12 protein-coding genes and 1 pseudogene are annotated in these 20,015 nt (G+C 57.8%); 9 read left to right on the top strand and 4 right to left on the bottom strand.

All coding sequences use genetic code 11. From position 1 onward, the window contains the following. The 7 genes from DDA898_RS00380 to DDA898_RS00350 all read left to right on the top strand — a co-directional run. Window positions 1–1,509 (top strand): AvrE-family type 3 secretion system effector (locus DDA898_RS00380; protein ID WP_038909822.1); only part of this gene is annotated, 1,509 nt, incomplete at its 5' end. Between the two features lie 36 nt (window positions 1,510–1,545). After that, window positions 1,546–2,013 (top strand): type III secretion system chaperone, encoded by a 468-nt coding sequence (locus DDA898_RS00375; RefSeq protein ID WP_050570146.1) that lies wholly within the window; start codon window positions 1,546–1,548, stop codon window positions 2,011–2,013. 286 nt (window positions 2,014–2,299) lie between these two features. Continuing rightward, window positions 2,300–5,830: an exodeoxyribonuclease V subunit gamma gene (recC, locus tag DDA898_RS00370; protein WP_038909821.1), complete on the top strand. Its 3,531-nt coding sequence runs from the start codon at window positions 2,300–2,302 to the stop codon at window positions 5,828–5,830. Next, entirely contained in the window at window positions 5,827–9,501 is a 3,675-nt protein-coding gene (gene recB / locus DDA898_RS00365) for an exodeoxyribonuclease V subunit beta (protein ID WP_038909820.1), read from the top strand. Before recC ends, recB begins: the two co-directional genes overlap by 4 nt. Then, window positions 9,498–11,543, top strand: coding sequence for an exodeoxyribonuclease V subunit alpha (gene recD, locus DDA898_RS00360; protein ID WP_038909818.1), 2,046 nt, complete (start codon window positions 9,498–9,500; stop codon window positions 11,541–11,543). The genes recB and recD overlap by 4 nt, the downstream gene beginning before the upstream one ends. Window positions 11,544–11,794: 251 nt before the next feature. Then, on the top strand, window positions 11,795–13,252 hold the full coding sequence (locus DDA898_RS00355) for a diguanylate cyclase (RefSeq protein WP_081639196.1): 1,458 nt from the start codon (window positions 11,795–11,797) through the stop codon (window positions 13,250–13,252). A gap of 136 nt (window positions 13,253–13,388) precedes the next feature. Next, on the top strand, window positions 13,389–13,964 hold the full coding sequence (locus tag DDA898_RS00350; protein ID WP_038909817.1) for a YceI family protein: 576 nt from the start codon (window positions 13,389–13,391) through the stop codon (window positions 13,962–13,964). Window positions 13,965–14,026: 62 nt separating this feature from the next. Here DDA898_RS00350 and DDA898_RS00345 read toward each other — a convergent pair whose 3' ends face one another. From DDA898_RS00345 to DDA898_RS00335, 3 genes are read right to left on the bottom strand one after another with little or no spacing between them, the layout of a single operon-like run. Next, window positions 14,027–14,830 (bottom strand): anti-sigma factor family protein, encoded by an 804-nt coding sequence (locus tag DDA898_RS00345; RefSeq protein WP_038909816.1) that lies wholly within the window; start codon window positions 14,828–14,830, stop codon window positions 14,027–14,029. Then, on the bottom strand, window positions 14,827–15,342 hold the full coding sequence (locus DDA898_RS00340; protein WP_171851947.1) for a sigma-70 family RNA polymerase sigma factor: 516 nt from the start codon (window positions 15,340–15,342) through the stop codon (window positions 14,827–14,829). Before DDA898_RS00340 ends, DDA898_RS00345 begins: the two co-directional genes overlap by 4 nt. 22 nt (window positions 15,343–15,364) lie before the next feature. After that, the gene (locus tag DDA898_RS00335) at window positions 15,365–15,916 is read right to left on the bottom strand and encodes a tetratricopeptide repeat protein (protein ID WP_033111862.1); all 552 of its coding nucleotides are present in this window, start codon (window positions 15,914–15,916) and stop codon (window positions 15,365–15,367) included. A gap of 262 nt (window positions 15,917–16,178) precedes the next feature. On the opposite strand from DDA898_RS00335, the gene dbpA reads away from it, so the two are divergent. Next, window positions 16,179–17,552: an ATP-dependent RNA helicase DbpA gene (gene dbpA, locus DDA898_RS00330; protein WP_038909815.1), complete on the top strand. Its 1,374-nt coding sequence runs from the start codon at window positions 16,179–16,181 to the stop codon at window positions 17,550–17,552. A 369-nt stretch (window positions 17,553–17,921) separates the two neighbouring features. Further along, window positions 17,922–19,163: a glycoside hydrolase family 30 protein gene (locus tag DDA898_RS00325; protein WP_038909814.1), complete on the top strand. Its 1,242-nt coding sequence runs from the start codon at window positions 17,922–17,924 to the stop codon at window positions 19,161–19,163. 650 nt (window positions 19,164–19,813) lie between these two features. Here the strand turns inward: DDA898_RS00325 and DDA898_RS23470 are convergent. Next, window positions 19,814–19,916: pseudogene (locus DDA898_RS23470) on the bottom strand (integrase); the annotation flags it as partial. Window positions 19,917–20,015 lie beyond the last annotated feature (99 nt).

Genomic DNA, 20,015 nt, shown 5'->3' with positions numbered 1-20,015 from the left:
AACGGCATTGACGTTAACTTCGGGCGTAACGGCGGGCTGAACGCCAAGGTGGGCGTGGCGACGGGGCAATCCCCCAATGACGCCAAGAAAGGTTTTGACTTTGATGATAAAAAACACGCGCTGGCGCTGGATGTACGCTTTGGCGGCAGCGTCACCGCCGGGTTGGGAACCGTACAGCAAAACGGCCTGAAGTTTACGCTGAGCGAAAAAGAGCTGCCCGGTTTTGTCGACAAGCTGATCGATGGCAATGTAAATCCGTTGGATCTGGTCACCAGGGGCAATGACCACCGGGTTAAAGAGGGCTTCTCGATTAAATTCGATCTGGATGCCGCGCTGACGGCCGATGCGCGCGCCGAGGTCAACCTGGCGGATAAACCCAGCGCGGCGCAAAAAGGCAAAGTGCCGACGTCGGCAGGACGGCTTTCAGTCGGTTTAGGGGCCGGAGCGAACCTGATGTCGGCCAGCCATGAGCACAGCACGGTACGCGGTGAGTTCACCGAGCAGAATGCCACCACCAATAACCGGGTGCGCTTCATGAACCAGGTCAACGTGGGTGCGAATGCCACGGCGTTCGCCGGTATCACCAACCCTACGCCGAGCGGTTCGTGGACCGCGCCGATAACCAGCAACGCTTCCGTCACCATGACGGTGGATACCAAAACCAACCACAGCATCAGTATGCAGCTTAAAGCCGCGCAACCTGTTGAAAACCGGGATATGGATAGTTTGCTTTCGTCGCTGGAGAAAAAATTTACCGATCCGGAAACTCAGCAGGTGTTGAAGGGGGTGAAAGACTTGACGGACACCGGAGAAAAGCTGGCGATACTGAACAAGCATTTTGAGGCCAAAACCCCGGCCGATGATGGGCAATACGGTGCAATAAAGGACCTGCACACCAAAACCCGGCAGCATGAAACCGCGGAAAAACAGGGGGTAACGCTGGACAGCGCCAGCTACAGCACCACTTACGCCAACCTGTCGAAACTGGATAGCAACGGGATATTCCATGCGCTGCGTAAGCTGGTCAGCGATAACCTGCCGCCCACCAACGCCGAGCGCATTCACGGCTTCATGGAGGAAAACCCGGCGCTGAAAGCGGTGGTGCAGAAGATGCAGTCGCTGACCAACGCCACCGCCGGCGTCAGCCTGGAACTGAAAGACGAGGTGAAGGCGAAAGTCGAACAGGGCATCCAGAACAATACGATGGGTAAAGATGACATCGCGGCGATTTTCCGTGACAGCAACAACCTGCGTATCAAGTCGCTCGACTTTACCCAGACGGTGAAAAACAAGGAAGGGCTGGCGTTCCCGCTGCCGATTGTCAGCGCCGGCAGTAGTGCCGACGTCAGCATGACCAAGCTGCTGGGCAAGATCAATTTCAGCTACGGTCAGAACCAGAACAGCCCAAGCAGCTTCAGTCTGGAAGGGGCGATCGCCAAAGCCAATCCGGAAGTCTCTCAGGCGGTCAATCATATGAATCAGCAGGGCATCACGCTGGCGAAACAGTAATTCGGCAACGGAACGAACAACAACAGGAGCAATACGATGACATCAACGCACTTAGCCTCAACGCCTTCAGCCTCAACGCAAGCGACCTCGGCACAACAACTGGCGGCGCGGCTGCTGCAACATTTTAGCCAGTTCAACCGGCAGCGCCTGACGCTGAATAACGGCATCTGTGTACTGAACGGCGCGGACGGTCGGGAGGCGGCGGTGATTGAAGTGCCGGCGCACAGCGACAATCTGCTGCTGCACTGCCAGGTGGTGAGCCTGAAAGGCGAAGACCGGCTGGCTGTCTACCGCCTGATGCTGCTGCTCAATTTCGAGATGGCGGCGATGCGTGGTTGCTGGCTGGCGCTGGATGAGTACGACAATCTGCGCCTGTGCAGTCAGTATCCGCTCGACAAACTGGATGAAGCGGGTTTCAGCGCGCTGATGAACGGCTACATTCGGCAGGTGGAAGAAACCCGTACGTTTATCGAACGGACGCTGGCGGAGATTCAAGCCGCCTGAGCGCATTGCTGACAACATTGACGGCAAAGAGAGGAGCATACGGCAAAGAGAGAAGCGGTCATCGTCTCTCTTTGCCTTTCTTTGCGGTGCCGACAGCGCCCCATCCCTGATACAACCGTATCAGGAAAATCACACCGGTTAGGTTGCCTGAATCTCAACTGACTTCGCCGGCAACGCCCTGATATTGTTCGCGGTATCCCACCCAATCCCATTGAATGCTAAGATATTCGCTGGTCCGCCGTAATTCGGTGAGGCGTTAATGCAACCCAGTTGTCCAGAGAAAACGATGAGCGAAAACAGGTTACAACCCGGTTTGATGGCGATCCACAGCAACCATCCTGAAGCCCTGCGCGACGTACTGGTGTCGTGGATGGCGGCTAATCCGCTGGGCGGGCTGGAAAACGAGCTGATTCTGGTGCAAAGCAACGGCATCGGGCAGTGGCTGAAACTGGCGCTGGCGCGTGATGTCCGTGACGGCGGATGCGGCGTGGCGGCAGCGTTGGATGTCGAGTTACCGTCGCGTTTTTTCTGGCAGGTCTACCGCTCGGTGCTGGGTCACGATCAGGTGCCGGAAACCTCGCCGTTCGATAAATCGCTGCTGGTGTGGCGGCTGGTGCGGTTGTTGCCGGAGCTACTGGCGCAGCCTGAATTCGCCGCGCTGGCGCGATTTCTGCAACAGGATGCCGATCTACGTAAACGCTACCAGTTGGCCGAACGACTGGCCGACCTGTTTGATCAGTATCAGGTGTATCGCGCCGACTGGCTGGCTGACTGGACCGCCGGGCGTGATGTGCTGGCGACCAGCCGGCGCGGCGTGGAGCCATTGCCGGACGATCAGCGCTGGCAGCCGCTGCTGTGGCGCGCATTGCTGGCCGATACCGGCGAAGCGCTGTCCGGCACCAGCCGCGCCGCGCTGCATCGCCGCTTTCTGGATGAGGTAAAACGGCGGGGCGACGGCGACCGGCCGGCGGGATTGCCGTCCCGGGTGATGGTATTCGGGATTTCATCGCTGCCGCAGCAGGCGCTGGAACTGCTGGCGGCCATCGGCCGCTGGACCCAGGTGTTTATGTGCGTGCATAACCCGTGCGAGCACTACTGGGGCAATATTATCGCCGACAAGGATCTGCTGCGCGCCGAACGCGCCCGCCAGCAACGCAAACCCGGCATGCCGGAGGCGGTCGCGCTGGAAGAGCTGCATCAGCATGCCCACCCGCTGCTGGCGGCCTGGGGTAAACAGGGGCGGGATTACATCGGCCTGCTGGATGAATACGACCAGCGCGAGCAGTACGAATCGCTGTTGCAGCCGCTGATTTCACGCATTGACCTGTTCGACAGCAACGGCGAAAGCTGCCTGCTCAATCAACTACAGGACGACATTCGGGATTTGCGACCGCTGGCGGAAAGCCGAGCGCGCTGGCCTGCCATCGATCCGCATCAGGATCGCTCGATCCGTTTTCATGTCGCTCACAGCGCGCAGCGCGAAGTGGAAGTGCTGCACGACCAACTGCTGGCGGCGTTTGCCGCCGACCCGACGCTGCGCCCGCGCGACGTGATTGTGATGGTGCCGGACATCAACGGCTATGCGCCGCACATTCAGGCGGTGTTTGGGTTGATCGACCGGCAGAAAGACCCGCGTTATATCCCGTTTAGCGTGGCGGACCGCGGGCCGCGCCAGAACAACCTGCTGCTGGCGGCGCTGGAGCGGTTGTTGAATTTGCCGCAGTCGCGCGTGGCGGTCAGCGATGTGCTGGATTTGCTGGAAGTGCCGGCGGTGCGCCAGCGTTTTGCCATCACCGAAGAGCAGTTGCCGCTGCTGCAACGCTGGATTCGGGCCGCCAACGTGCGCTGGGGGCTGCACGCCCGCCAGCGCCAGAGCCTCGACTTGCCCGACGCGCCGGAACAAAACAGCTGGTTTTTCGGCCTGCGCCGCATGCTGCTGGGCTACGCGGTGGGTACCGGCGATGCCTGGCGGGATATCGAACCGCTGGATGAAATCGGCGGGCTGGATGCGGTACTGGCCGGTCAACTGGCGTTGCTGCTCGACCGGCTGGATTACAGCTGGCAGCAGCTGTGTCAGCCCGCGACGCCAACGCAATGGGGCGAACGGTTACGCGCGCTGCTGAGCACGTTTTTTACGGCGGATGAGGGCGAGGACGGCTTTATGCTGCTGCAACTGGATGAAGGGTTGCAGAACTGGCTGGAGGCCTGCGAATCGGTGGCGCTGGAACAGGCGTTGCCGCTGTCGGTGGTGCGGGAACACTGGCTGGGGCTGTTTGAGCAGTCGAGCCTGACCCAGCCGTTTTTTGCCGGCGCTGTTACCTTCGCCACCCTGATGCCGATGCGCGCCATCCCGTTTCGCCACGTCTGCCTGCTGGGCATGAACGATGGCGACTATCCCCGCAACCGGGTGCCGCTGGACTTCGACCTGATGGGGCAGGATTACCGCCCCGGTGACCGTTCCCGCCGCGAAGACGACCGCTATCTGTTTCTGGAGGCGCTGCTGTCGGCGCGTGAACGTTTATATATCAGTTGGGTGGGACGCAGCATTCACGACAACAGCGAGCGGCCGCCCTCGGTGCTGGTGGCACAACTGCGCGACCATTTGAGTAACGGCTGGCAGACCGCCGACGAGCAGGATGTGTTGTCGGCGCTGACGGTAGAGCACCGGTTGCAGCCATTCAGCCCGGATTATTTTACCGCCGGCAGCCCGTTGTTCAGCTATGCCCGCGAATGGCGCGCCGGGCTGTTGCCGCAGGATGACGGGCTGTTGCCGCAAGATAGATTGTTGCCGCAGAACGCGCCGGCGACGGAAACCGCGCTGGACGAGTATCGGCAGGACGGTGTGCTGACGCTGCGCCAACTGGCGGATTTTGTCCGCGACCCGGTGCGCAGCTTCTTCCGTCTGCGGCTCAATGTCTGGTTCGAGCAGGCAGACGCCACCAGCCAGGATCAGGAGCCGTTTGCTATCGACGCGCTGGAAAACTGGCGCCTGCAACACGAGCTGATTCAGGTGCAGCACGCGGCGTTACGCCAGCGTATCCCCCGCGAGCAGGCGCTGGCGGAACAGCTGGCGCGCATCGCCCGGCGCGGCGAACTGGCGCCGGGCGGCTTTACCGCGGTGCTGGAGCAGGATTTGGCGGAGCCGATGGCGGATCTGTTCACCCGTTACGAGCAGGAACGGGAAAAATGGCCTGAAGCGACGGCTGACGAAGCGCTGTCGCTGCCCGATGTCCCGCTGGAAGACTGGCTGAACGAGCTGCGCACAGACGGGCAGGGCAACCGGTGCCGGCTGGTGCTGGAAAGCGGTGGGTTGCTTCATCCCACGCGGCGCAGCTATCGCTTCGACAAGCTATTGCCGTTCTGGGTGGCGCATCTGGCCGGGCACCTTGGCGGGCAACCACTGCACAGCACGCTGGTCAGCAAAAACGGCACCGTTTACCTGCCGACGCTGGAGCCGGAGCAGGCGAAAGTATACTGGCAGGCGCTGGTGGATGCCTGGCGGGAAGGCATGCGTTACCCGCTGCCGCTGGCGGTGAAAAGCGGATTTCGCTGGCTGGAGACGGGCGGAGAACCGGATCAGCCGCCGGACGGTGAGGCGGGCAAGGCGGCACGTCAGTGTTATGAGGAACATGATCCGGCCAACCGCAAGTTTGCCGAATCGGCGTCTAACGCCTATCTGGCGCGGGCTTTCCCGAGTTTCGACCACCTGTGGGCCAACGGCGAGTTTGCCCGCTGGACGCAGCAACTGCTGGCGCCGCTGTACCTGACGATGAAAGCGGCGTCGGCGAAGAATAAAAAATCAGGAGGCCAGCCATGACGGCGCGTGCGTTACCTTCTCCGCTGGATGTGCTGCGCTTTCCGCTCGCCGGTAGCCGGCTGATCGAAGCCAGCGCCGGCACCGGCAAAACCTTCACCATCGCCATGCTGTATGTGCGGCTGGTGTTGGGGCACGGCGGCGAGCAGGCGTTCTCTCGCCCGCTCAATCCGCCGGACATTCTGGTGGTGACCTTTACCGATGCCGCCACCCGCGAGCTGCGCGACCGTATTCGCGCCCGGCTGGCGCAGGCGGCCGCTTACTTTCAGCCGGATGGCAAGGATGACGCGGTCGATCCGCTGCTGGGCGAACTGCGCGCCGACTACCCGCCGGAACAGTGGCCGGACTGCGCGCGCAAATTGCAGCTGGCCGCTGAATGGATGGACGAAGCGGCGGTGTCCACCATCCACAGCTGGTGTAATCGGATGCTGGGCGAACACGCCTTTGACAGCGGCAGCCTGTTTAACCAGACGCTGGAAACCGACCAGAGCGATTTGCTGCTGGAGGTGGTGCGCGATTACTGGCGCACGTTCTTTTTTCCGCTTGATGCCCGCGATGTGCTGGAACTGCGCGATAGCTGGCCGTCGCCGGAACACTTTTATCGCAGCGTGACGCCGCTGCTGGAGTACGCCGACGAGATTGGCATCGACGAGCTGCCCGCGCAGATTTTCAGCGCGGTCCGTGAAGAAAAAACGCGCCGTCTGAGCGCGCTGAAAGCGCCCTGGCCGCAGTGGTGCGTCGAGTTGCGCGACCTGTTGAACGACGCGGTGGCACAGAAAAAGGCGAATGGTCATAAGCTGCAGGCCCGCTATTTCGAGCCGTGGCTGGACAAACTGCACCACTGGGCCACCAGCGATGAGACGACGCTGGATATCGGCACCGGCTGGACGCGGCTGACCCCGCAAGGGTTGCGGGAGTGCTGGAAAGTGCCGGAAGAGGCGCCGCAGCATCCGGCCTTGACCGCGATGGAGACGTTGCCGCAGCAGCTGAGCGAATTACCGGAGCCGCGCAGTCAGTTACTGCGGCACGCCTGCCGTTGGGTCAGCCAGCGGTTTCGCCACGAGCAGGAGAGCCGGGCGCAAATGGGGTTTCAGGACCTGCTGACCCGGCTGGATGCCGCGCTGCGCAGCGACAACGGCGAACGGCTGGCGCAGCGTATTCGCCGTCAATTCCCGGTGGCGATGATCGACGAGTTTCAGGACACCGATCCGCTGCAATACCGCATTTTCGATACCCTTTACCGGGTGGCGGACAACGACCCGCAGCAAGGGCTGATTCTGATCGGCGACCCGAAACAGGCGATTTACGCGTTTCGCGGCGCCGATATCTATACCTATTTGCGCGCCCGCCGCGATACCGACGGGCGGCATTACACGCTGGGCACTAACTTCCGATCCACCCAGGCGATGGTCGGCGCCGTCAATCAGGTGTTCATGCAGGCGGAAAATCGTGCCGACGGCGCGGGGGCGTTTCTGTTTCGTCAGCCGGACGGCGACAATCCGGTGCCGTTTTTACCGGTGCAGGCCAACGGCCGCGACGAGGCGTGGGTGCTGGACGGCGCTGACGCCGCGGCGTTGACCTGCTGGACGCTGGCGACGGACGAACCGCTGTCGTCGGCGGAATACCGCCAGCGCATGGCTGCCGGCTGCGCCCGCGAAATGGTGCGGCTGCTGCAACTCGGCGGGCAAGGCCGGGCCGGTTTTGCCGTACCGGGGCAGCCGCTGCGCCCGGTCAAACCGGGGGATATGGCGGTGCTGGTCAATACCGGGCGCGAAGCGATGGCGGTGCGGGCGCAACTTTCCGCCCGTGGCGTGCGCAGCGTGTATCTGTCGGACCGGGAGTCGGTGTTCGACAGTCCGCAGGCCGGCGAACTGCACTGCTGGCTGGCGGCCTGCGCCGACCCAGAGAACGATCGGCTGCTGCGCGCCGCGCTGGCGACCCCAGCGCTGGGGCTGAGCTGGCAGGCGCTCGACCGCTTAAACCACGACGAGCAGGAGTGGGAACGCCGGGTGATGCAATTTGACCACTACCAGCGCTGCTGGCAACAGCAAGGCGTGTTGCCGATGCTGCGGCGGCTAATGTGGGATTTCGATGTGCCGCGCCGGCTGCTGGCCGCCGATAATACCCGCGCGCTGACCGATATGCTGCACCTGTCGGAATTGCTGCAACAGGCCAGCGTGCATCTGGACGGCGAGCACGCGCTGATCCGCTATCTGGCGGAGCAGCGCCAGGCGGATAACCCCGGCGGCGACACCCTGAAACTGCGGCTGGAAAGCGATGCCGATCTGGTGAAGGTGGTCACCGTCCACAAGTCCAAAGGGCTGGAGTATCCGCTGGTGTTTCTGCCGTTTGCCTGTGCGTTTCGCACCGTCAGCCACCGGGACGTGCCGCTGAAATTTCATGATGATGACGCGAAGCCGCGCCTTGAGTTGATTGCCAGCGACGAGGCGGTGCAGCGTGCCGACCATGAGCGGCTGGGCGAGGACCTGCGTAAATTTTATGTGGCGCTGACCCGCGCCCGCTACGCCATGTGGCTTGGCATGGCGCCGCTGAAAGAGCTGGAGAAAAGCGCGCCTGGTTACCTGCTCGGCGCCGGCGAACCGCTGGAACCGGCGCAACTGACGCAACAACTGTCGACCTGGTGCGGCGCGGACAGCCAGATTGCGCCGTTGCCGGAGACGGATGACGCTGTCTATCGCGCCGAGCTGCATACGCCGGCGTTGGGGCAGGAGCCGCCGTTGCCGGATATGCGCAGTCACCGCTGGCGTATCACCAGCTATTCCGGTTTACAACTGGCACCGGAAGGGCATTACCGCGAGTTTCGTGAACCTGCTGCGGGCGACGAGCCCGAAGTGCAGAGCGCGAAGCAGGAAACCTTTAGCGAACCGCAGGCGTCGACGGAGCGTCTGCCGCCGTTGCCGTCCGGCTTCGACATGTACAGTTTTCCACGCGGCGCGGCACCGGGCAGTTTTCTGCACGGCCTGCTGGAGTGGGCCGGGAAAGAGGGCTTCGCCTTGCTGGCGGCGGATCGGCCCCGGGTGGAGGATCAGGTGGCGCGGCGCTGTAACCGGCAAGGCTGGACGCAGTGGATACCGATGCTCACCGACTGGTTGATGACGCTGCTTAGCCAGCCACTGGCGTTGCCGACGCAACCCGGCAGCGCAGTCTCGCTGGCCGGGCTGACGCAGTATCAGGTGGAAATGGAGTTCTGGTTTGCGCTCAATCAGGTCGACACCCAGATATTGGATCAACAGGTCAGGGCCGCCACGCTGGCGGGTGAACCGCGTGCGGCGCTGATGCGTGAACAGCTTAACGGCATGCTGAAAGGGTTTATCGATTTGGTGTTTGAACATCAGGGGCGCTACTACGTGCTGGACTACAAATCCAACTGGCTGGGGGCGGACGCCGCCGACTATGACCCACCGCGTATGGCGAGCGACATGCTGGATCACCGTTACGATCTGCAACTGGCGCTGTATCTGTTCGCGCTGCACCGCTTGCTGAAATCCCGCCTGCCGGATTACGACTACGACCGTCACGTCGGCGGCGCGTTATACCTGTTCCTGCGCGGCAGTCAGGCGCCGGGCGGCGGCGTGTGCGCCGAGCGGCCGGACCGATCGCTGATTGAGGCGCTGGATCGCCTGTTTAGCGGCGAAACGGAGGCGACGGCATGAACATAACCCGTTATGACGAATTAACCCTGTTGCTGGACCAGTGGGTTGAGTGCGGCTGGTTGCGGGAGCTGGATCGGGCGTTGGTGCGCTTTCTGCATCAGGAGTGCCCGGAGGCGTCGCCCTTGTTGCTGCTGGGCGCGGCGCTGGTCAGCTATCAGCTTGGGCGCGGGCATGTGTGCCTCGATCTGGACGCCACGCTTGCCGACAGCGGGTTTTCATTGGCGCTGCCGCCGGAAGGCGATCGCAGTGAAAATCGTAAGATTGCGCGCCCGGCGGAGGTTCTGGCGGGCGTTACCCTGTCGTCCTGGCAGGCGGCGTTGCAACAGCCGCAACTGGTATCGTCGGGGGAAGGCAGCACGCCGCTGGTGCTGGTCGGCGCGCGTCTGTATCTGCGCCGTTACTGGCGATACGAGCAGGATGTGCGCCACGCCATTACGCAGCAACTGACACAAAACGACGCGCTGCGGGCGGCGATAACGCCAGCGGCGCTGCGCCAGCGGTTGGATGCGCTGTTTCCTGCCACCGCGGCCGGCTCCGCCAACTGGCAGAAACTGGCCTGCGCGCTGGCGGCGGGCAGTGCCTTCAGCATCATCACCGGCGGGCCGGGCACCGGGAAAACCACCACCGTGGTGAAACTGCTGGCGCTGTTGCAGTCGCTGGCGATGGAACAGCACGGCAAGCCGTTGCGGATTCGGCTGGCGGCGCCCACCGGCAAGGCGGCGGCCCGTCTGAACGAGTCGATTGCCGGGGCCATTGCCGGCCTGACGCTGGATGGGCTGGCGCAGGGAGAGGTTATTCGGGAGCATATCAATAGCGAGGTGGTGACCCTGCACCGGTTGCTGGGCAGCCGGCCGGATACCCGGCATTTCCGTCATCACGCCGATAATCCGTTGATGCTGGATGTGCTGGTGGTGGATGAAGCGTCGATGGTGGATCTGGAGATGATGGCGGCGCTGCTGGCGGCGATGCCGGCCCGGTCCCGCCTGATTCTGCTGGGCGATAAAGATCAACTGGCGTCGGTGGAAGCCGGCGCATTGATGGGCGAACTGTGCCAGCGCGCCGCACAAGGGCATTACCTGCCGCAGACCCGCGACTGGTTACGCGAGGTGGCGGGGGACGCGCCGGACGATTCGCTGCTCGACCCGCAAGGCAGCGCGCTGGATCAATCCATCGCCATGCTGCGTCACAGCTACCGCTTTGGCGCTGACAGCGGCATCGGCCAACTGGCGGAGGCGGTGAACGCCGGCGATGCGGCGGCGTTGGCGTCTGTCTGGCGGCAGGGGTATGCCGACCTGGCGCGCCTGACGTTGACGGCGAATGATAACCGCGCGCTGCGTGAATGGGTTATTGACGGCGCCGCCGATCGGTTCGGCGCTCAGCCCGCTGCGGCGGCGCCGGTGGGCTACGGCAACTACCTGAGACGGATGGCCTCGACTCGGCCGGCGCTGACGGCGCCGCAAAGCGAGTTCGACATCTGGGCGGCGCAGATTCTGGATGCCTTCGGCCAGTTCCAACTGTTGTGCGCGTTGCGCAACGGGCCGTGGGGCGTCGACAGTATGAATGGGCGCATCGCCCAACTGCTGTATCGGGACGGCTTGCTGGCGGCCTGGCAAGGCTGGTATCCGGGGCGGCCGGTGATGGTGACCCGCAACGATTATAGCCAGCGGCTGATGAACGGCGATATCGGCATCACCCTACAGGTGCCGCTGCTCCAGCCGGACGGTTCATGGGGGTGGGCGACCAGGGTGGCGTTTCCGGCCGGCGATGGCTCATCGGGTATCCGCTGGGTGCTGCCGGGGCGACTGCCCGCGGTGGAAACGGTGTTCGCCATGACGGTGCACAAATCCCAGGGGTCGGAATTCGCCCACACCGCCTTGCTGCTGCCGGATTCTTTAAGCCCGATCCTGACCCGCGAACTGGTGTACACCGGTATTACCCGCGCCAAACACGCGTTCAGCCTCGGCTGCGTGGGGAAGCACAGCACGGTGCTGGCGGAGGCGGTCGACCGGCGGGTGTTGCGGGTAAGCGGACTGGTGGAATAAACGGCGGTTATTATTAAGGCGGCATTATTGATTATGCGATGGTGCCGCCTTTCCGTAGCGATTAGTGCCGTATTATGGCGTTTTTTTAACGAATCATTACCAAAATAAGTAATTTTATTAATGTATTGGCGCTGAAATACATTTGGGAATTTGAGGTAAGTTGGGTACACTCCGTGGCGTCAAAAAGGGGCCACGAGTTTGTCAGGCGACGTCGTAGGACAATATGAAAACAACTTACTGTTAATTTAATAATGCATACTGAACAAAGTGATAATAATGAATTGCTGCTCGCTGAGTGGCAAGAGCTGGTTAATTTGACGTCTTCTGACGCTCATGAATTATTACGCGATTTATGTGAAGAAGAATTGCGTCAGCTGGTCAGCGTGTTTTACGACTATATGCTTCAGGATAAAAAGGCCAGTCTGTATCTCAATACCCAACAAGTCGCCAACCAACTCAACGAAAGTATGTATCACTGGCTACGTTCGGTATTGGGCAGCGCCACCGAGTCGTTATCGGCATTGCTGGAACGGCAGCAGCAGGTTGGCGTTATTCATGCGCGCATCGGTATTCCGACCGACCTGGTGGCCAGAGGCGCGCGTAAACTGAAAAATGAACTGTTCAGGTTATTGGACAGGAAACGCAACCTGGATGCCGCGCTGATTAATCAGGCGGTCTGTTTTAGCAGTCTGGTTATCGATACCGCGATTGAGGCGATGACCACCGCGTATTCTCCCGGTTACAAAAGCGCGATGCGCGATCAGGAACGCTATCGTATTTTGTCGATTTATGACGATGTGAATGTTGAACGAGAGCGGCAACTTGGCGCATTAATGAATTGGGAAAATCAGTTCATTTATAACGTGGCGACTGGGCTACCGTCTGAAGAGATTGTCCTGCTGGAAAAATCGGAATTTGGTCTGTGGTTTTTTCATAAAGGACGGCATTTGTTCAATGGTCCGGATTTATTGAAAAAGCTGGAGGCATTGATCCGGCAGGTGGATAATCGGGTGAGGGAGACATTTCCCCACCACGTCGAAAATACGGCGATACGCACTCAATTATTACGCGACGTCCGCCAGTTAGTTGGGCAGGTTAATTCAATACTCTGTTCCATGTTTGATGAACTGATTAAATTCGAAAACGGTAAGGATCCGCTGACTAATCTGCTCAATCGCCGCTTTATTCCGACCATTATGCGGCGGGAAATCGCGCTGGCTATCAGCTCGGGAAAGCCGTTTATTCTGGCGATGATTGATATCGATCATTTCAAAAAGATCAATGACAATTACGGGCATGAAACCGGTAATCTGACACTTAAGACAATCGCGACGAAAATATACGAAAGTGTGCGAAGCAGCGATTATGTCTTTCGCTATGGCGGCGAAGAATTCATGGTGCTGCTGGTCGAAACCCAGACGTCGCAAGCCGCCATGATCTTTGATTCGATTCGTCAATTGATCGCCGGGTTATATATTCCGGCAACGGCGGAAAAGGGCATCTCGGTAACCATCAGCGTTGGTATTGCCGAGTTCGATAACCACCCGGATTATCAGCAACTGATCAAAAAGGCCGATAACGCGTTATATCAGGCCAAGGCCAACGGCCGAAACCGTATCGAGATATTCGGATATTCGGTTAACTCAGAACACTCCCGGTATTTGCGCCGTTTGTCCGACCGGGAAATTCATCTGGCGTTTACTGTGTGAAAAATCAGCGCATGATTCATTTTTACGGTGAATGTCCGGGCCTTGATGCGGCCGTTTTTTGTCTGTCCCCAGGGGGAATGAATAAAGTAGCACCTTGAAGCGTTTACGCGTTGTCTGCTTTGAGGAGCTTCCCGTTATGATGCGCATCATTCCCGCAGTGGCCGTTGGGCTGCTGATAAGTTCAACGCTACACGCCACTCCCCTCAACTACACTATTTCAACGAATAAGACCGCCATTGCGTTGTCATGGCGCGCATTTGGCGATACCTCACAGGCGCATCTGGATGGCGTAACGGGGGACGTCACACTGGATTCCGCGAAGGAAACCGATGATCGCATTGAAGTGAAAATCCCCGTTGCTACGCTTGAAGCGTCCAACTCCCTGCTGACCTACCAGTTGAAAAGCGGTATGTTTTTTGACGCAAAACACTATCCCTGGATTGTTTTCACCAGCAATAGGGTTGTGGCGCAAGGGCATGGCCACTTTCGGGTGTTTGGTTCGCTGTCGGTAAAAAACATTCAGCGACCCGTCGTTCTGGAAACCACGCTGGAGGAATATACGGGCGCATCGCCGACCGGGGGGACGTTGTTTCTTCATGCGACAACCGCTATTTCACGTTCGGCCTTTGATATGGATCGGTTTATGGCGCTGGTGGATGACCGGGTCGCGATTAACATTGATATTCAGGCGCAGGTCCGGCGCGCATTATGAAACCCCTTCCTCCACGCGCTGGCTAGCGGGGCGTGGAGGGAAGGGCATCGTTGGGCCACAGGTTAGGTCAGTGAGGTCTGCAACCTGAGCGCGCTATCGCTAAGCTGCGAGACGGGATTGCGGCCGATCAATACGAACTGATAGCCCCCGGCATACCACCAGGCCAGATGCATTCCATGTCGCTGTTCATGGTTGATCGAGGTTGCGCTTTGTTGACGATCAGGGGAAATGCACAACGCCATCGGCCCGTAATCGGCATGCATCCAGGCAATCTGTGCGATTGAGGTGCTGTCGTAGCGCAGCATACGTACCATTTTCAGCTCCGCGCCTTGAATAGTAAGCTGCTGTTCGCTCAGATGTAGCCCAATGTCCTGCGCGGTACGCGCCAGTCCGCGAGCCAGCACGGGCGATGCGCTGTCCATATCGAGCAGCGTTTCCGCGCTGTATAGCGACATGTAGCGGGCCTCAAGATCGCGAATTTTCTCGCTCTCGCTACGCACCGCCGAGGCCGGGCGCGCCAGATACCCCAGCCCTGAACCCATCACCAGAAAACTGAGCGAGGCGGCAATCAGCGAACGGCGGCTAACCCCGGTGCGCGGTGAGGTTTCTCCCGCCGAGGGCGTCGTTGTTAGCAGTTGCTCAAGCCGATGCTGCATGCGGGCCTGGGGCGCGTCATCGAGCAACGGCTCGAAGGCTTCTTTAAACGCCAGATCGCTTTTCTGCAGCGTAGCGATGCGCACGGCAAGTTGATCGTCGCTTCTGAGCTCTTGTTCGAACCGCTGTGCATCGGTGTCATTCATCTCACCGTCAAGCCAGGCAACGATGGCTTCGTCGCTGTAAGGGGGAATAAAACTCGTTGATCTCATGAACGTTTTTCCTTCTCGGACACCGGGGCGTCAACCGATTGGGCCAGAATGGTCCGTGCCGCCGCCAGCCGGCTCATAATCGTGCCGATCGGTACCGATAACGTGTCTGCCGCCTCCTGATAGGTAAACCCTTCGACATAAACTAAAAATATGGCGTTGCGTTGCGCTTCAGGCAGCGCGTTTACCCGTTGCATGATTTTCTGGTAATGCCGGCGATCGTCATTCAGCGCGTGGGTATCCGGCGCCAACAATTCATCGCTTTCGACAAATCCTTGCCCCATACGCACGCGGCGGGCGCGCAGGTCGGAAATCCAAATAGAGTGAAGAATGGAAAATAGCCATCTGTCGATACGGGTACCCGGCGTAAATTGCGCGCTCTTTTCGAGCGCGCGAACGCAGGTGGACTGAACTAATTCTTCAGCAGCGTCGTGACTGCGCGACAGCACCAGACCATAGCGCCACAGGCGTGTCAGATGCGCGGCAAGCTGCTGGCGAACTTCACTGGTAGTGATTTTTTTGTCCTCGTGCTGATACTCAGGATTCAGGATGCCCGTTAATCGCGGCCTGTAAATCGCGATACTCTTCGCAGTTTTGGCCGCACAGACCGGCGATCGTTTTCAGTTGTTCCCGCGCCAGATCGGGGCGGCCTTTCACCAGCCACGCTTCGCCGAGATATTCGCGCACTTTCGCATAATTCGGGTTAAGCGCCAGCGAGCGTTGATAATAGCCGATGCCTTCGTCGGTACGCCCGAGTTTTCGCGTGGCGTACCCCCGGTAGTTCCAGGCTTCGGCGGTATTGCCGTTTTTCAGGGTATCCAGCAGGTTCAGCGCCGCCTGATACTCACCTTTTTTAGCCAGATGATAAGCATAGTTCGTTTTATCCTGATCGCTAAGACGGCTGGTTTTCTCCGGCACACACTGTTTCGTGGCGCTGTTATAAATCTGGCCGGCCGGGCAGTCGGGCGTTTTACGGTTGGTGTCGTCGTCGCCGGCAGCAAACACCTGCGGGACGTGCAAAGAAAACAGCAGTACCGGGATAGCCAGACGACGGGCAATGGAAGGTTGGAAGCGGGAGACAGGGTTCATCGTATTTACTCCAGGGTTAATGAATGCGCGGTGTGAATGATGAGTTAACGTCTCGGCATTCGTTTTTATTCGCCGCTCATTTCTCTTCGAATATTTCTTGTCGAACATTTCTTTTCGAAAGTCTCTCTTCGAAAAAAGTGACCTGAGCTAACCCTGCCTTGCGATATTAGCCGAACCCGATGGCGGCGAGGTGAAAACTCCTCACGGCGCGGCAGGAAAGGGATGGTATCATTGCCGGCTTATTTCATCTGGAATTCTCACCGTGACCTCATTTGCTGAACTTAACGCGCTTCCTGCGGAACAACTCACCACCCTTAACGAGCTGGGCTACCTGACCATGACCCCGATTCAGGCCGCGGCGTTACCAGCGATCCTCGCAGGTAAAGATGTCCGCGCGCAGGCGAAAACCGGCAGCGGCAAAACCGCGGCTTTCGGGCTGGGCCTGTTGCAGCAGTTGGATGCCGGGCAGTTCAACACCCAGTCGCTGGTGCTGTGCCCGACACGCGAACTCGCCGATCAGGTCGCCAATGAACTGCGCCGGCTGGCGCGCTACCTGCCGAACATCAAGGTGCTGACGCTGTGCGGCGGTGTGCCGTTCAGTCTCCAGCGCGACTCGCTGATCCATGCTCCTCACATCATTGTCGCCACGCCGGGCCGACTGCTGGATCACCTGAAAAAGGAGACGGTAAGCCTTGATGCCCTGCAGACGCTGGTGCTGGATGAAGCTGACCGGATGCTCGATATGGGTTTTGCCGACGCCATCGATGAGGTTATCGCCCACGTGCCCGCTCAGCGTCAAACGCTGCTGTTTTCCGCCACCTGGCCGGATGCCATTGCCGCCATTAGCCACCGTATTCAGCGCGATCCGCTGACCATCGCAATCGACACGGTGGATGAACTGCCGGCGATTGAACAGCAGTTCTATGAAGTTTCCCGCAGCGGTAAAATCGATCTGCTGCAAAAACTGCTCAGCCGCGAACAACCGGCTTCCTGCGTGGTGTTCTGCAATACCAAAAAAGATTGTCAGGCGGTATACGATGCCCTGACCGACAGTAACCAGAGCGTGCTGGCGCTGCACGGCGACATGGAACAGCGTGACCGCGACCAGACGCTGGTACGCTTCGCTAACGGTAGCAGCCGCGTGCTGGTGGCAACCGACGTTGCCGCGCGTGGGCTGGATATCAAAGCGCTGGAGATGGTGATTAACTACGAGTTGTCGTGGGATCCCGAGGTGCATATTCACCGCATCGGCCGTACCGCCCGCGCCGGTGAAAGCGGGCTGGCCATCAGTCTCTGCGCGCCGGAAGAGGCCCAGCGTGCCAATGCGCTGGAAGAGATGCTGAATATGAAACTCAGCTGGCATCCGCTGCCGACCGGATTACGCATCACCCCGCTGGAAGCGACGATGGCGACGCTGTGCATCGACGGCGGCAAGAAAGCCAAAATGCGTCCCGGCGATATTTTGGGCGCATTAACCGGCGACATGGGGCTGGATGGCGCTGATATCGGTAAGATTACGATTCATCCGATGCACGCCTATGTGGCGGTGAAGCAGTCGGTGGCGCGCCACGCGTGGAAGCAGTTGCAGCAGGGGAAAATTAAAGGGAAGGCGGTGAAGGTCAGGTTGCTGAAGTAAGGTGAGAAAAAGCAATCATGCTGTGCTCTGATGGGCCTTGACTAACTGGTGATATAGGGTTTTCTGGCCGCTCCTGCGGTCAGAACCTGCTCTGGTTTTCTCGTTTTATACTTTAGGAAAAAGACAGGAAAATAAGATAACGTCATTATTAGCCCGCATCTGATTAATCTGCTGATACTATTTACCCAATATAGAAGACGGGGATGCAGATTTTAGCGCTAGAACTAAATATAAAAATGGAATATAAATAAGATGCCATCAAAATTAAATATAGGTGGCTTTTGTTTGTTGTATTTATAGCTTTTCAGGAATAATAAAGTTAGTTTTTATAATTGTTTCCCAATATTCATGTTATTAAGGATGGATGCTATGAATGGAAATGTAACTTGCTGGGTTCGCCATTGTTTGAGTGCGGCTATTGTGGTTTCAGTCACGGCAGGAGCGTTTTCTGCCTATGCTGATACAGTGAAGATTGACGCAAAAGTTAATTACCAGACAATTCAAGGTTTTGGCGGGATGAATGGTGCTGGGTGGATAAATGATCTGACAACAGAGCAAATTAATACTGCATTCGGTAATGATGCTGGCCAGATAGGGCTATCAATTATGCGAATAAGAATTGATCCCGACTACAATAAATGGAATATACAAGTTCCGAGTGCGCGTAAGGCCGTCTCGCTGGGGGCTAAATTAATGGCTACCCCCTGGACGCCACCCGCGTATATGAAAAGCAACAACAGTTTGATAAACGGTGGGCGTTTGCTTCCGGCACATTACTCTGCCTATACCTCGCACCTGCTGGATTTTTCCAAATACATGCAGACTAACAGTGCCCCCATTTATGCTATTTCTATACAAAACGAGCCCGACTGGAAGCCTGATTATGAATCCTGCGAGTGGAGTGGTGATGAATTCAAAAACTATCTCAAATCGCAAGGATCTAAATTTGGTTCACTCAAAGTCATTGTCGCGGAATCGTTAGGTTTTAACCCTGCATTAACTGATCCGGTATTGAAAGATAGTGACGCATCAAAATATGTGTCAATCATCGGTGGGCACCTGTATGGAACGACGCCTAAACCGTATCCGTTAGCACAGAATGCAGGTAAGCAACTGTGGATGACCGAACACTATGTTGATTCCAAACAATCGGCCAATAACTGGACCTCAGCCCTTGACGTGGGTACTGAACTGAATGCCAGCATGGTGTCAAATTATAGCGCCTATGTCTGGTGGTATATCCGTCGCTCGTATGGATTACTGACTGAAGACGGTAAAGTCAGTAAGCGTGGTTACGTGATGTCGCAATATGCCCGGTTTGTTCGCCCTGGTGCCCTTCGTATTCAGGCTACGGAAAATCCCCAGTCAAATGTTCACCTTACAGCCTACAAGAACTCGGATGGAAAAATGGTTATTGTTGCTGTAAACACGAATGACTCAGACCAAATGTTGTCGCTGAATATCAGTAACGCTAACGTCGGTAAATTTGAAAAATACAGCACATCAGAAGTGCTGAATGTTGAATATGGCGGCTCATATCAGGTCGATGACAGCGGCAAGGCGACGGTATGGCTGAATCCGTTAAGTGTGACCACCTTTGTCGGTAAATAATCATTTGCATTATCCCGACCAGCTCTGACATATCAGCCTGAAAGCGTGAGAGTTACCGATGGTGGCGCCCTGATGCAAACACCTGATGCAAACAAAGGTAACTCTCATTTTTTACGAAAAAAATTATGCTCATAACTGAATATCTGCGAGCATCATGGTTTCTTATACATTTCTTATAATGCTGTTGTACCCGACTACCATAAAGATGGAAACTGTTTATACGCGTTTTTCAACGCGCCTCCACAAGACCTGGTAAGACAGCATAAAAAGAAAAATCCACGCAACTGCGTGGATTTTATGGGTTTGTCGGCCTTCATGAGATTCAGTGAATCCTCATGAAGACAACAGAAGAAAATTAGACGTTGAACTGTGATTTTAAGTTTAAAATTTTGATAAATAGTTTATTTATTTTTATACTCATTCATGTACTCACTTTGATTTGTGTCTTCCTCTAAGGCTAGCTACCACAACACCTGTTTATCCATTTTGGACTAATGTCTTCGAGATGACTGTGTCGCCGGGGGCCGTTTATCTGAATATGTACCGCTACACATTCAAACGCAACCAGCCCGTAGAGTTACCTAGGGAAAACACAGACACTCAATACGTACTGTGACGGTACGTCAGCGCATACTGTAAGCACACCCGTTTTAGTTCCACGTACTTTTTGATATATCCGGTTTTTCAGCCATCATGCCGGTATTCTGCTGGCGTCAGATTATTCAGGGATTCATGGGGCTGTTTGCGGTTGTGGGGTCAGTCCAGGGCCAGTCCAGGATCGTCTACCGGGGAGGGGGTCAGTCCATTACATGAGACATTACGAAAAGAAAAATCCACGCAACTGCGTGGATT

It is taken from the genome of Dickeya dadantii NCPPB 898, assembly GCF_000406145.1.
In the GTDB taxonomy this organism is placed as follows: domain Bacteria; phylum Pseudomonadota; class Gammaproteobacteria; order Enterobacterales; family Enterobacteriaceae; genus Dickeya; species Dickeya dadantii.
Note: the sequence above shows the minus strand (reverse complement) of the source record. Positions and strands in the feature narration are given on the sequence as shown.

Bases quoted from the DNA above. Each gene is read 5' to 3' on its own strand.
- DDA898_RS00375 (WP_050570146.1), top strand. From the start codon at position 1,546: ATGACATCAACGCACTTAGCCTCAACGCCTTCAGCCTCAACGCAAGCG.
- recC (WP_038909821.1), top strand. From the start codon at position 2,300: ATGAGCGAAAACAGGTTACAACCCGGTTTGATGGCGATCCACAGCAAC.
- recB (WP_038909820.1), top strand. From the start codon at position 5,827: ATGACGGCGCGTGCGTTACCTTCTCCGCTGGATGTGCTGCGCTTTCCG.
- recD (WP_038909818.1), top strand. From the start codon at position 9,498: ATGAACATAACCCGTTATGACGAATTAACCCTGTTGCTGGACCAGTGG.
- DDA898_RS00355 (WP_081639196.1), top strand. From the start codon at position 11,795: ATGCATACTGAACAAAGTGATAATAATGAATTGCTGCTCGCTGAGTGG.
- DDA898_RS00350 (WP_038909817.1), top strand. From the start codon at position 13,389: ATGATGCGCATCATTCCCGCAGTGGCCGTTGGGCTGCTGATAAGTTCA.
- DDA898_RS00345 (WP_038909816.1), bottom strand. From the start codon at position 14,830: ATGAGATCAACGAGTTTTATTCCCCCTTACAGCGACGAAGCCATCGTT.
- DDA898_RS00335 (WP_033111862.1), bottom strand. From the start codon at position 15,916: ATGAACCCTGTCTCCCGCTTCCAACCTTCCATTGCCCGTCGTCTGGCT.
- DDA898_RS00325 (WP_038909814.1), top strand. From the start codon at position 17,922: ATGAATGGAAATGTAACTTGCTGGGTTCGCCATTGTTTGAGTGCGGCT.